The organism is Endozoicomonas numazuensis, from assembly GCF_000722635.1.
GTDB lineage: Bacteria > Pseudomonadota > Gammaproteobacteria > Pseudomonadales > Endozoicomonadaceae > Endozoicomonas_A > Endozoicomonas_A numazuensis.
Genome location: NZ_JOKH01000002.1, coordinates 287,022 through 303,860, shown reverse-complemented (window position 1 = coordinate 303,860; position 16,839 = coordinate 287,022). Strand labels below are relative to the sequence as shown.

Below are 16,839 nucleotides of genomic sequence, written 5' to 3'. Positions count from 1 at the left end.
ACTCGCTGAAGGTGTTTGCGGCTGTCCAGATGCCGTAACTCAAGTACTGTAAATGACTGATTAATATCGAGCGTATTGTCACCACAGAAAAAACGACCGTATTCGCCTTTTGAAGTGAAGGCACTAAGTTGCACGGCAAGGTCAGTGATTCGTTCATCCGGATGTCGCTGTAATCGCTCCTGTAATAGGTCAATGGAGCTGCCGGTACCTTCACTTTCCCAAAGTTCTCGAATCTGCTCCCGTAAACTGGCTTCCTGGTAGGGCGTTAATGGCTCTCGCGGCGAAACCATAGCAATAATCAGCGCCAGCAGAATATCACCTTCCTCTTCATAGTCATGAACCAGTGCAAAAGGATTCATACCAATTTCACTGCCCTGATCAAAATCCAGAAACAGTCCATCAAAATGCTGGCAAAGTTTCTTATAACCCTCGCCAATATCCAGTGCCCAGCATTGACCACCACGAATCAGAATATTGCTGATAATCTCATTGACCAGAACAGTTTTTCCCGCTCCGGAAGTGGCAGCGATAATAGCGTTGTAGTTACTATTGGATTCAAACAGCGATAGGTTCATCAGTTGTCCCCGGCGGGACACCATATTCAGCAACGCTTCCTGATGACCCGACCAGTCATCAAACAAGGGCAGCAGTGGAACGGCATGACGGGTCGCCAGGGTCTTCTCATGCATGGCAATAGTTTGGGTGCTTTTCTGGGCGTTGCCGGGCAATGTGTTGAGAAACATTGGGAGCATGAAATACACGTCTTCATACAACATAAATCCGAGTTCTCGAAAGTAGCTGCAGGCGTTGGACGACAACCGGCTGGCTTCCTTCGCAGAATTGCAATAAAGCACTAAGGAAAAAGTTAGCTTCAGGGGCGCATCGCCCTTGTTGAGTGCTTCAAACAGCACATCAAAATCTTTCTTGCGCTCCATTAGTCTCGGTTCAAAACGAGTAATGGGGCTGGAGGCTTGCTGTATAGCAATGCGCTGTTTGTTGCTCAGTGACGATTGCAGCTGATTGATTGCAGGAAAATGCAGCAGTACATGGATATGGGCGTAACATTTAATGCCCCGGTGTCCATTCTGGCTGTCGCCCAGATAATTAAATGCCTGCCCCAGTGGGATATAGGCAGGCAGCTTTTTGGCGATCAATACTTTTGCGACTCTGGATTTTTGTTCAGAACCCAATTGAATCTCATTCGGAGAGACTTGCAGTGGGGTATCAGGATCGAATACCTGTCGATTAAGTGGTCTTTCTGAATCTACCTGGGCACCATTCACTGCCCAATGTCCGTGTTCATGATGGTTGACCAGAATCATGTTCAGGCGCAGCCAGTCATGTTGGCTCATGGGAATAGATAACAATCCGGCTGTCTCAATCCCTCCCTGGAAGGAGGATTTAAGCCGTCGAATTTTTAATAAGTCATCTTCGTTGGGTGACAGCTCTCGGGTAGGAACTTTGACTGTAAACCATAAAATCCCATGCCGGAGCATTTGTTCATTGGTGACCGGCTCATGAACGCCGGACTGCAACTGCTGAATATTCTGTTTCAGCATGGCTTTGAAGCGTGGTTCCGTTCGATCCTTGGCGAGCATCAGTTGGTGGATGGTATTCATAACATCGGGGCTGGAGATCAGGCCACACTGCAACAGAGTATCGTCAGGCCAATCCTGATTGAGTAACCCGTTCAACCGGTCATCCAGTCCACTGTCCAGACCGCTGAGGGGCAAGCTGAGAAATCCGAAAAACAGATGTTTATCGTCGCATAAGAATATCTGGCTCTCAGGATCATAGGCTCGGGTAGTGAGCAGTGAATCCGTATATTGCGGTTCTACAGGCACAGTTGTGTTGGCGAACATTCGGTATTTCCTGGCTGATTTGAACTATGTTGAATAACGCAAGTGAAAACTCAGTAGGCAGCTACTGGGAGGTGAAGATGATGAATTTGTTAAAACGGATTAAAGGATTTGTAGCGAGTCTGTTATTGCTGACTTTTTGTTGTCTGTTGATCGAGCAGTTGGGGTACCTGGTTTTGGTTCCAGGCTATGGCTGGAAGCTTCTGAGCTCTCCGGTTCTCTGGAGCCTGTTTTCTGTTGTGTGTTTTTCTTTGCTATGGCGGTTTAACCGGAAGTACCCTGAAAAAACCGTTTCCAAGCCAGTAAATAAGGGCTGGCAGTTAGAGGGAGAAACGAACCCGACAACTGGCTTACCTATGGCAGGTGGGATTGATGTGGGAGGGACACCTTATGGTGGACGTCCAGAGTCAGGCTTTATCAAGTTCGATAGCTTCTGACTCATATCCCTTTGTGTTCTCGATAATTTACTTGAAGGCTCCTGAAATTGACCTTTATCCTGTCTGTCGAACACCCTCTGATTGTTATCTGACTGTCGCTGCTGAATCTCTTTCCCGACATTGCTGCCAATATGTTCAGGAGGCATAGTCGTATCAAGATAATTGCCCTCCATCGGAAGTAATGACTGTCCTTTCAACCATTTATCAACTGATTGTTCATACTGTCTCAGTTCTGGTTGGTAAAGTCGGTTCATTTCACCGATAAGTGTGAGAGCGGCATTGGTATGCTGTGGATTATCAGCGGCGTGGGTCAGATGATTAAAAGCGTGTTGTCCTAATACAGCTCCATGGTCTCCCCAGCCTCTACTGATCTCAGCAATGGATTGTCCCAAACGGTGACGACGATCTTCTGGGTCAGAGCTTCGTTCATATTTTGGATCACGATCTTTAACCAATGACGCAAACGTCGCCGCCTGAGTATCTGTAAGACCTTGGGATACAGCTCTATCAAAAGCCTCGTTATATGTCAGCTTAAGTCCCGATCCCGATGTGGAAGGGGCTGTACCATAAGCACTGTGTTTTAACAGGCTGGTGATGTAGGGCTTACTCTGACCAGAATGGAGGAACTGGCCACTGATCGATTGACTGGATTGGTTATGGGCTTTAGCCAGTGGCTGGAGAGCCTTGGGCAATTGTCGTATGGCAGGTGACTGAAGATTTGCCTCTTGTAAGGCCTTTTGTTCCGGTAGCTGGCTGGACTTTGACAGGCGTTGTTTAACCTGGCTATCGCTAAGGCTTTCCGGTTGGCTTAGGGCTTTATTGACAGTGCCTGCAAGACTGCCACCACTGACTGGCTGTGAAACCAATGACTGATTGGATTCAGGGCTGTGCTTCTCGGTATCTGAGCTGATTATGCCAGCTTTCTGCAAAGCTTCACCCAGCCTTCCCAAATCTGCCTCGCTGGAACTGCTCAAATAGGTTGAAACCAGAGCCGCAGCCAGTGTTTCTGATGGGTTGGCAAACTGCCCACTGAATCTTTGAGCATTGCGGTTAACTTGTTGCTGGAACTCAGGATCAAAGGGTTTTGATTGCAGTATGTCCATGGCTGGTTCTGAAGCTGCCAATCGGTTTGTCCAGACGGCAGGTCCACTTTTTAGAGCCTGTCCTAGTTGTTGCTGTAACTGACTGGCCTGTTCATAACTCTTTTCATTACTGAGATTTTCCTGAGCCATTTTTTGGTAGGACTGGTTATCCGTCATCCCCAGTTCTTTAATCCAGCTTTGGGAATGACTTTGGCTTGCGTCCATTGAAAGGGCTTTCTGTAGCTGAGAGCTCCAGTTTTTTGAGAAGCTTTCTTTATTCAGGTATGAGACAGCATCCTGGAATGCATCTGTTTTTACATCGCGGTTTATTCCTGACCACTGCTTTTTATAATTACCAGCTACGCTAAATAAACTCCCAAGTAAGCTACCCGTTGATATACCACCACTGGCTTCAAGTACCTTTGTAGTAGCCATATCTTTGGCAGTTTGAGAACCTAGACCAAACTGTTTCTGCAAATCTCTTGCTAAATCATCCCTCATTTGAGCAGTCTGGCTTTGGCCTGTACTCAGGCTACTACTGAACTGCTGTAACTCCCGGCTATCAATAGAATCTCCATACCGTTGCTGAATCGCATGACTGGTTGCCTGACTGAAAGCCATCCCTGAAGATTTTCGTGCTGCATCTTTGGATTGCACGAGGTTAGATAGATGACTACTGGTCGATAATGCCGGAACTACCTGATCAATCTGCCCGCGAGTTGCGCCCTGCTGTGGTCCGATATTCCAGCCAGCCTGCTGATTGATCGCTGAACCGGGCATCATAATATCGGGGGCGGAAACTTTCTCATTCACGAAATCGCCACTTTGCATTCTGCCTGCCAGGTGAGTGGCAGTTATGGCACTGCCATAGAGCAACATCAGAACCAAGGCAGGAGTAGAAGCAGCCATTAAGCCACCAACGCCTAACCAATACTCCAGAATCGGTCCCGACTCCATGATGCCGGTAAAGCTGGTGATTGGGGCAGATAAAGCTGCCATGGCTCCCTGAGAAACCAAAGTAATGTAAAGATTATTAATGGCCAGTACCGGCATCCAGAGCTGAATCCATAACAGCAGCATCAGATATTTAAACGCCAGTCGCACACCAAATAATCCGACACAAACCAGCAGCCCCATCAGAGGAGTCACTGCAAACACAAACCCTTCGATATACGCCATCATTGCCCGCATACTGCTCAGGAAAAGATGCTGTTCACCTGCCCACTGGGTATTGCGCTGCAATATTGCCTGATGAGTCATAATGGCTGCTTGGGGCTGCTGCATGTCCTGCAGCTTTTCGATGGTAGCATCGTGATAAATAGGGAGCAGGGCAGAAGCCATCAGAAAGTTACGGCTGGATTCTGCACCCTGGCTTAATGCCTGTAATGCTGAGCCTAAGGATAAGCTTCTATCAGGTGAGACATTTTCTCTTTGAATCTGCTGATCGAACCAGCTTACCATTCTCGGCTTCAACCAGGTGAATGCTTCTGTGCAGGTCACATTCGTAGGCTGACTATTTCTGTAAATCAAAGTCCCGAATACTTCAGAAGGAAATTCCAGTGCGGCTAGAACATCGCTGTTATTGAAGACCTCATGAACTGTCTTGAAATTCAGATCGATGCCAATCAGAGTGCATTCCTTGATGTAGTTTCGCCATGATTGAGCCAGCGCCGGATTATTCTGAAACTGGATCATGGCTTTGCTGCGAGCTTCCATCATTCTGGTCAAGCTAGACAAATAACCGTTACGAGTAAGTTTCACAGCATCTGTGCTATGAAAGGCTTGTTCAAAAGTTTCCGTCATCTTCCAGGTCAGTGTTGAAAGCATACTTGCCGTCAGGGCTATACCAAACGGTACATTATCGACCTTGCGGTTGGTGTCGGTGTAAACATCATATATATCCACATCGATACCCTTGTAACTCTTGCCAGCCGCAGGTAAACCAAACAGAGCTGAGTAAATCAGCAGGCTTAGCAGCAGATGTTGAAATGCAGGAAACTTCCCTGCCATCAGCCCCTGTAGAGCGAGATAAAACGCACCAATAGTGAACCCAATCTTGATGGTCATCAGGAATTCAGGATCATTGACGATCATCACCAGGCCATTCAGGACTGTGTAGAGAAATCGAGCGTCGCCAATGGAATAAATGGTTTCAATCATTTGGTTTTCTGATAGCGTGCAGAGTGATCAGGTTCCAGATGAAGCCTCTGGTATCGTTTCTGTTCAGCCACCGCCAGCATATGGCGATAATCCTGAATCAGCTCACCAAATCGCCCATAACGTTCTCCCAGTCGCTGAAGTTCCTGATGTAACTGGTTTTTTGAAGACTTCAAAGTCTCCTGCAGCTGCTGGGCGAAAGGGTGATAGTCACCCTCCATATTCACCAGCGATACCGTGATCTGGTGTAGGTCTTCCATAAACTGATGCACCATGTAAAAAGCAATATGGGGCGCCGCCTGAGCAATAAACAGTTTCGCTAACTGAACGTCGGCAGCCGTCAGGTTGCGAATCATGCCTCCAGTGCCCACAGGCAAATTCTGAAGTAGGGCTGTGGCTGAAACACCATTTACTGTCAGCAGGGAATCTTTTGCGTTGTGGTGCCAATGCTCAGCCAGAGCATTCAGCAACTGGATTAAGTGTTCGGATAATCCTGAGAGTTTTTGTTTATCCATCAAAGTCATGGACAAACAATCTGAGTGGTTACGACAACGGTACAGGCTCACTTGCTCAGAGCCGTAAATGAGGTCTTCCACTTTCAGCTGGTTGCCCACATAACTGAACAGCCGTGGCTGTGTATCACCAGAATCCATGGAAACAATAATGGTTCCGGTCAGGCTTATAACTGCTTCTCGATATTCATTACCGGTAATGGCAGAGGATTTTTTCAGTGCATTCCAAACCAGATTACCCAGCATCTTTTCCTGATCCTGTGGGCTGGACGACTGCCGCCAGGCTTTCACCGGATCACGGTTGGATAATCCAGTGCCGGTAAACGACTGGAAAGTATCGGCAACATTGGCACGACTGATATTCAGTGAAGCGTCGGTCTGAAACTTCTTCATGGCCGCAGGCATCGGCATACTGTTCACGATGCCTTGCCCCATCTGGCAGGAATTGGAGAACAGACTGTTCAGGTGCATGATTTTTTCCTGAAGAGCTTCAATGTGCTGATACGCCTTTTCATTCATGGCACTGATCGCCAATCCCAGAAGGTAACCGGAAGCATTACCAGCAATATCGCGTATCAACTTATTGAATTGCTCGCTGTTGATGAAGGAAAACGAGCCTCCATACAGATCAATACCGCCACAGCCTGCCGAAAATTCCGGAGGCACAAAGCCCATAAGATTGGTCTCGTTGATCCGGGTTCGGGCATGAAAGGAGCCACCCGAAATAACTCCACGACGCTGGGTCTGATAGACCGCAGGATCAGAACTGCTGGAAAGTGTGTTTAGCATTTTGTTCAGTTCCTGCTGCAGTGAGCTGGCGTGAACCAGCCCTATACAACAGGCAATGAGTAAACTGGTGAGCAGCAATTGATAAAATGATTTATGACTGCTCCTGATCATTTGGTTTATTCTCTTCATCATCACTATGCTGGAGCTTCCGGTATTGAATGTACTGGCTGCGTAGTGGAGCAAACAGCTCAGAACAGAAACTTATGCTTTTGCTGATGATTTGTCCCCATTCATGAATTGGTTTTCTTGACTCCATCCGTCCCCATTGTTGGGTCAGCCACAGGCGGTCACATTTCTGAATCAGAAGATCGTAATTCTTCAGGATATTGACGTAGGTGATGACCTGGGGAGTTGTACACTGGATCGTAAAATTCTTTGGTTTGTTATAGCGGATTGATGCTTTGTTGTTATTTGGTTGGGGCATCGCATCAAGAAAGTGCTGTAAATTTTGATCTAAAGATTCAAATTCCTGCGAGATCTCTTTGATGGCATTGGTTGATAGGTCATGTAGAGACTGATTTTCTGAGTAAACCACCTCAAGCATGAACAGAAGATTCTTCAAACGATAATCCATCCATTGGCACATTCTTTGTCCCTGATGAGTTTTCAAATTGAAGTCCATCAGCAAAGCTGGCTGGGAACGTTTTTTCCGGTCATTCATGGTAGTGCTACCACAATATCAGTCAGATCTTTCTGAGTTGACTCAGTGGAACCTGAATAATCTTTTCGCCAAGAGTTTCTTTACAGAGCTGGTCATTGCTCCTTGTCTCCTTTATATATTGAAGAAGCAATAACCCACGATTTTCTCCAGACTGTTTGAGAAACCTCCCTTGATAGTGATGAAAAAGAGGCGAGTTTACCTTAACCCTGTCGCCATTATGAAAGCTGTGTCTATTGGTGTGCTTTTCGTTCTGACGATTGATTAAAAGCTCTATTTTCTTCACATCTTCAATGATCTTCTTTCCACTGGGAACTGGCTTGGGAAATTGTCCGGTATTTTGATCAAAACAAACAAAACCCACAACGCCTCTGGTGTATTTTATTTTGTGAAAATAAAAACAGAGATTGCCCTTTAAGTTGATAAACAGGTAACCCTGAAACAGGGCTTGTTTAGTATCTTTTCTAACAATATAGGGACAGTACACAGGAATATTCTGTTCCAGTAAGTTTTGCTCGGCCCGCTGCTCCTGGTTCGGTTTGATGCTCAGTAGATACCAGCCTTCAGCTAATGAATAGTCAGGTAACAGATCTCCTGATCTCTCTTGATGATTTTGCTTCAACATGACTTAAGCTCCCGCCCGTTCCGTAAAAAGGACACTGCATTTCTGATGGCATTAAAAACAAGTGAATATCAGGGCTTGCAGAGAAGATAAACCTTCGATCTGTCAGTAATTTGTCTGAATAATGCAAATTGATTTCGAGATAAGAGGAGGCGAAATAGGGAGATGAGTATTCATAAAAATGTCGTGTGTGTATCAGTGAAATGATTGCTCTTTATATTCTGGTGCAACAGAAAAGAGCAGTATCGGAAAAATTTAAGCACAGGTTATAGGAATTGAAAGAAGTATTTTTGCTAGTGGATTTTACTTATTTTTGTTGAGCCTAAATTTTCTCCAAATTAATTCACATTGATTATTAAAAGTCTCTAAAAATACCACTTGCTTTTTGATCGTTGATCTAACTTATTAGCAGGCTATGCCGTCTAATGGTACTGGTCGATTTTAATAAAGTCTTTTGCCGATTATTGAGGTTAAGATATGTCTGATCATTTAAACGATAGTGTCACTGATTCACATCCATCGATGATCCAAGTCAGTGCTGATGTGAAAGAGGCATTGCACTATAATCAGCCCGTTGTTGCACTTGAAACCGTGAATGCTTTTATTCATGGCGGGGAAACCAACGAAAAAAAGCACGAAACAACCCTTTTGTATGATCAGGCTGTTCGGGCAAAGGGGGCGCTACCCGTCTTGATTGCGATTGTTGATGGAAAATTAAAGGCGGGGCTTCACCATGAAGAGTTGGAAAGGATTTTTGACGGGAATTCCTCAATTAGAAAAATCAGTCGCCGGGATTTACCTCTTATCCTGGGTACAAAGCAACATGGTGCGGTTTCGGTCTCTGCAGCCACGAAGATAGCGGACTTAATGGGTATAAATATTGTTGCTGCTGGCGGTATGGGAGGTGTTCATCAAAATGCACAGCTGACTTATGATATTTCACCGGATATCTATGAGTTAGCTACTTCAAGTGTGGCTGTCGTTTGTTCAGGTGCAAAGTCGATTATCGATTTACGGCTGACCCTTGAGTACCTTGAAACGCATTCTGTTCCGGTTTTGGGCTACCAGACCGATGTTTTTCCTTCTTTCTGTGTAAAAGAAACCGAATATCCGATTGATCGACGAGTAGAATCTTCTGTCGAAGTAGCGGAAATATTACAGCGTAAATGGGTGTTAGGTTTGCAAGGAGGCGTCGTTGTTGCCAACCCTGTGCCTGATGAGTTTGCCTTCTCTCCGAAAGAAATGAACGACTTGATCCAGTCGGCTCTGCTTGCGCTGGAGCAAACTGCTGTACCCGGAAAAGAACGCACTAATTTTTTGCTGGATCAGGTTAGCCGCTTCTCTGAGGGGCGCAGTACATCCAGTAATATTCAGCTTTTAATCAATAACGCCTCGCTGGCCGCAGACATAGCTGTTGACTATGCACGAGAGACCAACCAATAAAAAATCGAAAGGTGATGTAATGCCCAAGCCATACTCGATCAGGCAGAGATCAAGGATTTTGTACACTTCGCAAACTGGTCAAAAGTTTTTTGTCTGGCTGATCATTTTTTCTTTGATGTCTTTATTGGGGCAATACGGATGCATGATTCGGGTGGATTTGAGCTTACTGCTGGGAGAGGGCTGGTGGATACCTCTTGGAGCGATAACGATAGTTCCGCTAGTAGACGTCAGCTGCTCGTTTGCTCAGCATTATGCAGAGCAATCGGGGTTGCTGCTCAAACACTCTCTGGCTTTTATGATGACGACCTCTTTTGTCATATCTCTGCTGTTCAGTCTGTTTGGCTCATTGCCGGTAAATATGTGCGTAGCGACCTTTGCAGCGGTCAATGTGGGGGGATTAGTTGATCTTCTGGTTTTTCGGGCGGTCATCAAAGTGAGTTGTAAACCCTATATCAGAATGCTGTTCAGCAACCTTCTGGCGACACTTACGGGTGGTGCACTGTTTTACCAACTGGCCTATACCCGCTTACTGGACAATATTCTCGGGTACTTCAAAATTCAGCATCAAAACCCAATTCTTATGGATGATCTGCTGAAAGGCTGGCTATGCCAGAGCATTCTGATCTGGCTTTCAGGTGTCAGTATGGCTGTCGTTATTGGCAAGCTTCTGGAATATCACGAAACCAAACACAGCACCATTCAATGCCCAGCATCGGCAGGCGACTGATTTATGTCGCCTTAATAGGGTTGGTATAGGCAGCAAAGTGGAACTGGAGCGAAAGTTGAGACAGGTCATTCATACGAAGTTGTAATTGCTGCAAATCAGATCCCGCCTGGATGATTTGTTCAAGCTCTGACATGACAGAGTGCATTTGACGTTCAATGTTTGCCGAATGCTTATCGATTCTTACTGCTCTGGAGAGCGTTCTGGTATTCGATCGGATCATTTTTCTGGCCAGGGTTCCGGCCTTGGCGAATTCTTTAAATCGTATATCTTCAACCAACTCTTTCGTTTTAGCGATTGATGAATCTGATGTTTCGATTTGGGTTCTCATGCGACGGATCAAGCCATTCTTCAGGTTCTCAGCGGATACCAGTAAATCACCTGACTCTTCAATGGAGAGTGACAAGCGAACACTGGGAACCCCTCTACAAACATCACTGATTTGATTGATACAAATATTGCCCAGCAGCTTGTTATCAGACGCACGGGTTCGGTTTCCCTGCAGTAACATTATGTCCATTTGCTGCTGTTGTTCATCCACCACCGAAAACAGCCATTGCCCTTTATGATAGGGAAGCACTTGCCCTGCCATAACAACAGGTATAGACAATCCGCATTCAGTGGATACTCCTATGGTATCCGAGAGATATTTATGCGCCATAATCAAACCCCAGTGCAGCTTTGCCTAATTGCAGGGTGGTTTCGGTTTCTCGAAACATATGGGGCACATGGTCATGCCAGCCGTTTTCAATCCCATATTCGACAATCTGATCTGGTTTATTCAATCCCAACCGAACTTTGATATTAGCCAGCGTTGAATAGACGGTATTAACAGAAATATTTCGCCGAGCTGCGATTTGTTTAGCCTTCAGCCCAAGCATCAACAGATACACGGTGTCGAATTCGGCGTCGTGGAGTTTATCCGGATTAGTCAGAAACAGTTTGTAATCAACTTCAGGGTTTCTGGGAGTGATAATGCTGTTGCGCATTTTTTGGTAATTTCTCACCAGAAATTCAGGCAGGGGCTGAGCTTCACCAATAAGGCCTGCACACTTGCTCTCGATCTCTATTGGTTGCACTGTCAGCAGCAACGCCATCCAGCCACCAATACTGTCATAGTGGTGAATCTCCAGGCTGGGAATCATCTTGTGGGTTTTGAACACCTCCTGATCATGAGCTTCAAAGCGATCCGAACAGGAATAGAATGCATTATGAGGAATAGCGGAATAGGGCAATCCTTCAATGCATACTTCGGCTTTATCAAGCTGGTGCAGTTGCTTCCAGTAAGCATTCACAAAATAACAACGATGTTCGTTGTCCATGATATGGATAGAGTTTCTGCTCTTATTCAGCCTGTCCATAACCGAGCCGGGTATGTTCATCAGTGGCACCTCAGGGTCACAAAACATGATCTCGTTCATATCGCATTCCTTGTTTGATGAGCTTTGTAAGCTTAAGACAAGGAGCAGAAAGCAGGTTTTGTTTTTTTGCTAGGTATTTACCACTAGCAAAAAAACGCCTCCTTCTACCAGCGATCATTGCTTTAATTAGCGGAACGGTTGACCCCGTATGCTTGGTAACCCCCCACTCTGTTGCACCAGAGTGGGAGTCGTGTGCCTGGCACACTGTCTTGACGAAACGACCACGCACGTACGAAGTCACATCAAGACTGACGCAGTATAGCAAACGTCTTTTGCTGACTTCGGCATGGTTACTCAGAAGAGTAATGAACATGGCGAATCAACAATTTTTGTCCTCAACACCTCTCCTGACACTGGTATCACTCTATTACCGATACCGACACTGCAACTGATTTACTGAACCAATCAGATCGCTGGTGCTTTGAAATAAAGCCTTCCTATTTTATGACTCCATTCTAAGGGTAATGGTCAAACGGCTATTGCTCTTGAAATGGCGGTCTGTGATGCCAGTACTTTGGCAGGCATTGCTGAAGCTATTGGCAAGGCTGTTGAATATGTCCAGGTTGTCAGTTTTAGCTCACGACCCTGCAGGGTATTTGCAGGAGAAAAAACTGAGCTTTGAATTATTAAGTACGTTGATTGGATTAAGGTGCGCTCAGGACTGGTGGTATGGAGACTGCCTTGAATACCCTCTAATAAATGTCAAAGGGCAAACTACAGGGTGTGAACGGATTTATTCTCGTGGCCTACTGCATCAGAAATGTCCGGAACGTTTTTCATCGAAAGATAATAAAAAAGTCACCAAAGGTACCAAGGTTTCTGAAAGCTTCGCTTTGGTGGGGGTGTCTCTATCAGAACTTCCACATTATTTTGGCTGCTTACGAATCGTTGGCGGAATGGCAGATGCAGTCAATGTCTATCTAGCCACTGGTGAACCTGTGGCCTGTATCGTCGGCGAGAATAATGCCCGCTCGATTGTTGCACAATTGACTCAGGAGTGGCCGCACCTTGCCCGGAATCTGATAGTTGCTCTTGATCACGATCTGCCGGGAATAATGGCCTGTCATCGGGCAGGTTTTCGGTGGGTAGTACCGCAAAGATATGGTGAGGACTGGAGTGATGTTCGAATTGATGCAGGATTACAGAGTTTAAAGCGACAACTGAAGTGGGTAAGAAAACCTATTCAGCCCATTGATTTGAAATCTGTACCTGCACCCGCTGTCGAGATGGCAAAGGACAATTTCTGTGGTAACTATCGAAGTGCCTTGAAGCTTCTCGCCAAAGCCAACAATGAGCAATGTGCAGCCACACTGGCAAAAGCCATTGTCAGCCGGTTTCACTATAAGGTGCCTGCCCAGTGCGATGAGCATGATTTTATACAGCGGATTCAGGCTGCAAATCCTTATCTCCTGCACCCTGACACACTGAATCAGCTTAAACGGCAGTTAAGCGGTTACTGTTTCAGGCAGCAACAGGTGATTCAGGGTGAGTGCGGGTTAAGCTCTGGCAAAAAGAAGTCGCTTGCAGAGCGCTATCATTCTGTTTCAGTTATCAATCCCAAAACCGTTTCTTTGGAAAAAGGGCAGATCACCCTGATCAAAGCCCCTTATGCTTCGGGCAAGACTAAGTTAATGTCGGCATTGTCTCAGGCTGCATTACAGAAAGGCGAGCGAGTTCTGGCAGGCACTCATCTGGTTTCCCTGGCTCATGAACTGGCAAGACGACTGGGGCTGGAGAGTTATCTCGATATCCCGGAATCTTTTATGGCAACGGTCAACCGTCTGGTGACGTGTATTAACAGCCTATGTGCGCCGAATGTCAGCCGATTCTTGGAATCAGGAAAGACAGACATTTTGCTTTTGGATGAGTTCTCTCAGCATATTTCCGTACTGGGAACCAGTCCGCATATCAAAGACCCATCAGTGCTGGCCCGCTATCTGGATTTGATTGAGCAAACGCCTACCGTTGTTATCTGTGATGCTGATTTGTCCTCTTATCATGTAGGGCTTCTGCAGGAGTGGTTTCCAGAAAAAGAAATTCACGTTTATGAGATGTCATATTCTCAGGATTTAACGCTGACCTGCCAGTTTGCTACAGGAAAAGCTAAGGCTAAATCGGTCATCGATCACCAGCTATTACCGTCCATTGCTCAGGGCAAAAAAATTGCAATTGCCACAGATAGTAGGGCATACGCAGGCAAGCTGGAAAAAATCATTCGCAAACAGTTCCCTGATATTTCAATGCTACTGTTTCACGGGAAAAATCGTAATGAGCCTGATCAGATAGCTTTTCAGAAAAACTTTGATCAGGAAGCTCAGCGCTACCAGGTCATCATCTATACACCAGCCATTGAATCAGGCGTTTCCATTCAGGCACCGTTCGATCAGGTGTTTGGTTTTTCCCATAATGTTGTCTTGCCGACGAAGTTTGTGCAAATGCTCCGGCGGTTTCGGTCTGTTTGGGAGTTCACGGTTGTCGCTGATCTGATCCCCGGCAAAAAAGACAATGAAGACTGGCTGGCGAGAGTCCGGGCATTGCAGTATGCAGAGCGTTATGTTCGCAACACCGATGGGGTAACCGTTGGCGAATACGACGGATTTTGTGAAGCAGAACGCAGCCGACAGGTAAAGCTCAAAGCCTTGGGCGGTAATGGTCTTTTTTATCTGATGCAGAATCGAGGGTTTTCTATGGAGTATTACCAGGGTAAGCAGCAGTCAGAATCGTTTGAATTGCGCTGGAAAGCTACTGAAGAGGAAGTGGAAAAAGAGGAGAGGGCGGCGATACAGCAATCGCCTATTGTGTCTGCAAGCCAGTACGATGAACTGTCCCACAAAGTAGAGCCAAGGCTACAAGAAATATGCAGCTGTGAACGCTACCGAATCTGTGATGAATTGGGCATTGAACCTGTAGCCCTTAAAGAAGAGGACATTGAGTTTTGGCAAAAAGTTGGCCTTACACGACTCAGGCGATTTATGCAGTTCCCATTACCGGATGGCAGCCATTATCAGCCTCAGCTAGACCAGGAAGGTACTTCCATTTGTCACCGACGATTTGAATCCATTGGTGTCGATGTTTATCGAGAGTTTCTGAAGCCATTATTTCCCAATTGGGACTACCAGCGATCCTGGGGAGAGTCGGAAGCAGAGCGGGTAGTAGACAGGGTTGATGCTTACCACAACGAATATCCTTTCATGCTGAACCAACTCAAGCTGATACCGGATTCTGTGATTCTGAACACGCCGGAAGGTGCAAAATTCCAACGCCCAAAATCCGCTTGTAACTTCGTCAATCGATTACTGAGAATGGCAGGGTTGGTCATTAATAGTCATCAGATTCGCACAGGGGAAATGCTTCCAGATACTGGCAAGGAAAAGCGAGTAAGGCGCTACAGCATCAACCAGGAGTCACTAGTTTGCATGCGTGGTTATACCCGATCCAGAGCGGCTCACAAGCAAATCAATCTGACACACACTTGCGTGGATAGTATAAAAATAAAGCAAGGTGTGACAGCCAGATTGCAATATCAGGTAGATACGACAGTTCATTCAGTAATGGCTGTAAAGAATCCATCGATGCCCAAGACAAACAAACTATCGGAAGTACCAACTCATACAGAGAGACCAGACCTGAAGACAAACTACAGCCCTGAAATTGAATGCACTGATCAAAGAGGGATGAATGACCATCAATCAGGATTAAATCAACATCCGTATGAGGAACTTGCTGAGCCTCAATAGCGTCTTTGACAGATGGGGTGTCGATAAAGCGATAAGTATTCTGCTGATAGCGGCAATGGATAGGCAAGTAATCATTCAATTCTACATAGAAGCGAAAACAGGCTTGTCTTGGAATGAAGTTATGAGTGAGTTCAGCTTTCTTTGCCATACTATTCCCACCTTCGGGGATTCCCCGGAAGCAGAGTGACAATTCTACAATGGCAAACCCATCATTTAGCCTCGATGACTATCAGCGTCCAGCCCTCGAAGCACCCGGACAGGCTGACAAAATACTCCTGCATTCCTGCTGCGCTCCCTGTGCCGGAGAAGTGATGCTGGCGGTTCAGGCATCAGGCATCGAACAAACGGTCTTTTTCTACAACCCCAATATCCATCCGGTGGAAGAGTACGAGCTTCGTAAGGATGAAAACAAGCGTTTCTGCGATAAGCTGAAACTGCCGTTTATTGATGCAGACTACGATAAGGACAACTGGTTCGAGCAGGTCAAAGGGCTGGAAAACGAACCTGAGCGGGGCAAGCGCTGCACAGTCTGCTTTGATATGCGTTTTGAGCGTACAGCACTCTATGCTAGTGAGCATGATTTCCCTGTCATCTCCAGCACTCTGGGTATTTCCCGCTGGAAAAATATGGAACAGATTAATGAGTCTGGTATCAGGGCAGCATCACATTACCCTGAGGTCACCTACTGGACATTCAACTGGCGAAAACAGGGCGGGAGCCAGCGAATGATTGAATTGGCCAAGCAAGAAGTGTTTTATCAGCAGGAGTATTGTGGCTGTGTTTACAGTCTGAGGGATACTAACCGGCATCGTATGGCGAGTGGCAGGCCGAGAGTGAAGCGACTGGTAAAGTTTTATGGCAACCTACAGGATGACAATGAAGAATCTGTAGCAATAAACGTCATCGCTTCGAGTTCATGATTTTATGAGTGTTCGGGAGACTTTAAACAAAGAAAAATGCCCGTTTTGCGAACAGTCACAGGAATCCTTCGTTGACGCAAATAATCACGCATTTGTGATCAGAGATGCCTTCCCTGTCACTCAACTGCATACCTTGGTTATTCCCAACCGGCATATAGCAGGTTACTTCGATTTATATGACTATGAGGTTATAGCTCTGCATGAATTGCTGACCATACAGCAAAACGCAATCAGAGCCGTTGACCCATCAGTGACAGGCTTTAATATTGGTATCAATTGTGGAGTAGATTCTGGACAGACTATTTTTCATTGTCATATCCACCTGATCCCAAGACGGAAAGGAGATGTAACCAATCCCAGGGGAGGAGTAAGGCATATGTTTCCCGGCAAAGGAGATTACTTATCAACTCGGAGCGATTAGATCAGCCATGCAGTCGTCATTTTTATTACAGGGACATCATTTGTTGTGGTGAAACCT

13 protein-coding genes and 1 pseudogene are annotated in these 16,839 nt (G+C 46.0%); 6 read left to right on the top strand and 8 right to left on the bottom strand.

The window, feature by feature from the left end; translation table 11 throughout:
- Positions 1 to 1,862, bottom strand: a 1,862-nt coding sequence (locus GZ78_RS08695; protein WP_051785972.1) for a TraC family protein, incomplete at its 3' end; no start/stop codon positions are given.
- A gap of 77 nt (positions 1,863 to 1,939) precedes the next feature.
- Here GZ78_RS08695 and GZ78_RS28835 point away from each other — a divergent pair.
- A complete protein-coding gene (locus GZ78_RS28835) occupies positions 1,940 to 2,296 on the top strand; it encodes a hypothetical protein (RefSeq protein ID WP_152558624.1) in 357 nt (118 codons plus the stop codon).
- On the opposite strand, the gene GZ78_RS08690 is transcribed toward GZ78_RS28835, so the two are convergent.
- The 4 genes from GZ78_RS08690 to GZ78_RS27300 form a co-directional block, all read right to left on the bottom strand.
- Positions 2,248 to 5,538: a conjugal transfer protein TraG N-terminal domain-containing protein gene (locus GZ78_RS08690; RefSeq protein ID WP_034834790.1), complete on the bottom strand. Its 3,291-nt coding sequence runs from the start codon at positions 5,536 to 5,538 to the stop codon at positions 2,248 to 2,250. The two genes, GZ78_RS28835 and GZ78_RS08690, sit on opposite strands and share 49 nt — an antisense overlap.
- The gene (locus tag GZ78_RS08685) at positions 5,535 to 6,836 is read right to left on the bottom strand and encodes a conjugal transfer protein TraH (protein ID WP_236631513.1); all 1,302 of its coding nucleotides are present in this window, start codon (positions 6,834 to 6,836) and stop codon (positions 5,535 to 5,537) included. The genes GZ78_RS08690 and GZ78_RS08685 overlap by 4 nt, the downstream gene beginning before the upstream one ends.
- A 91-nt stretch (positions 6,837 to 6,927) precedes the next feature.
- Positions 6,928 to 7,497: a hypothetical protein gene (locus GZ78_RS08680; RefSeq protein ID WP_034834787.1), complete on the bottom strand. Its 570-nt coding sequence runs from the start codon at positions 7,495 to 7,497 to the stop codon at positions 6,928 to 6,930.
- Positions 7,498 to 7,519: 22 nt separating this feature from the next.
- Positions 7,520 to 8,119, bottom strand: a complete 600-nt coding sequence (locus GZ78_RS27300; RefSeq protein ID WP_051785971.1) for a transcription termination/antitermination NusG family protein — start codon at positions 8,117 to 8,119, stop codon at positions 7,520 to 7,522.
- 474 nt (positions 8,120 to 8,593) lie between these two features.
- Between GZ78_RS27300 and GZ78_RS08670 the strand changes: the two genes are divergently transcribed.
- Together GZ78_RS08670 and GZ78_RS08665 are read left to right on the top strand one after the other, a co-directional pair.
- Positions 8,594 to 9,559: a pseudouridine-5'-phosphate glycosidase gene (locus GZ78_RS08670; protein ID WP_081869745.1), complete on the top strand. Its 966-nt coding sequence runs from the start codon at positions 8,594 to 8,596 to the stop codon at positions 9,557 to 9,559.
- Positions 9,560 to 9,578: 19 nt separating this feature from the next.
- Positions 9,579 to 10,286, top strand: coding sequence for a hypothetical protein (locus tag GZ78_RS08665; protein ID WP_152558623.1), 708 nt, complete (start codon positions 9,579 to 9,581; stop codon positions 10,284 to 10,286).
- Between the two features lies 1 nt (position 10,287).
- Here GZ78_RS08665 and GZ78_RS08660 read toward each other — a convergent pair whose 3' ends face one another.
- Together GZ78_RS08660 and GZ78_RS08655 are read right to left on the bottom strand one after the other, a co-directional pair.
- The gene (locus tag GZ78_RS08660) at positions 10,288 to 10,944 is read right to left on the bottom strand and encodes an Hsp70 family protein (RefSeq protein ID WP_081869744.1); all 657 of its coding nucleotides are present in this window, start codon (positions 10,942 to 10,944) and stop codon (positions 10,288 to 10,290) included.
- Positions 10,934 to 11,704, bottom strand: a complete 771-nt coding sequence (locus GZ78_RS08655) for a helix-turn-helix transcriptional regulator (RefSeq protein ID WP_034834781.1) — start codon at positions 11,702 to 11,704, stop codon at positions 10,934 to 10,936. The genes GZ78_RS08660 and GZ78_RS08655 overlap by 11 nt, the downstream gene beginning before the upstream one ends.
- Before the next feature lie 464 nt (positions 11,705 to 12,168).
- Here GZ78_RS08655 and GZ78_RS29975 point away from each other — a divergent pair.
- Positions 12,169 to 14,667, top strand: a pseudogene (locus GZ78_RS29975) (plasmid replication protein, CyRepA1 family); the annotation flags it as partial.
- A gap of 493 nt (positions 14,668 to 15,160) precedes the next feature.
- Here the strand turns inward: GZ78_RS29975 and GZ78_RS30955 are convergent.
- On the bottom strand, positions 15,161 to 15,589 hold the full coding sequence (locus GZ78_RS30955) for a ubiquitin family protein (protein WP_081869827.1): 429 nt from the start codon (positions 15,587 to 15,589) through the stop codon (positions 15,161 to 15,163).
- Positions 15,590 to 15,638: 49 nt separating this feature from the next.
- On the opposite strand from GZ78_RS30955, the gene GZ78_RS08635 reads away from it, so the two are divergent.
- Both GZ78_RS08635 and GZ78_RS30950 read left to right on the top strand, forming a co-directional pair.
- Entirely contained in the window at positions 15,639 to 16,361 is a 723-nt protein-coding gene (locus GZ78_RS08635; RefSeq protein WP_051785970.1) for an epoxyqueuosine reductase QueH, read from the top strand.
- 4 nt (positions 16,362 to 16,365) lie between these two features.
- Positions 16,366 to 16,782, top strand: coding sequence for an HIT family protein (locus GZ78_RS30950; RefSeq protein WP_034834774.1), 417 nt, complete (start codon positions 16,366 to 16,368; stop codon positions 16,780 to 16,782).
- Positions 16,783 to 16,839 lie beyond the last annotated feature (57 nt).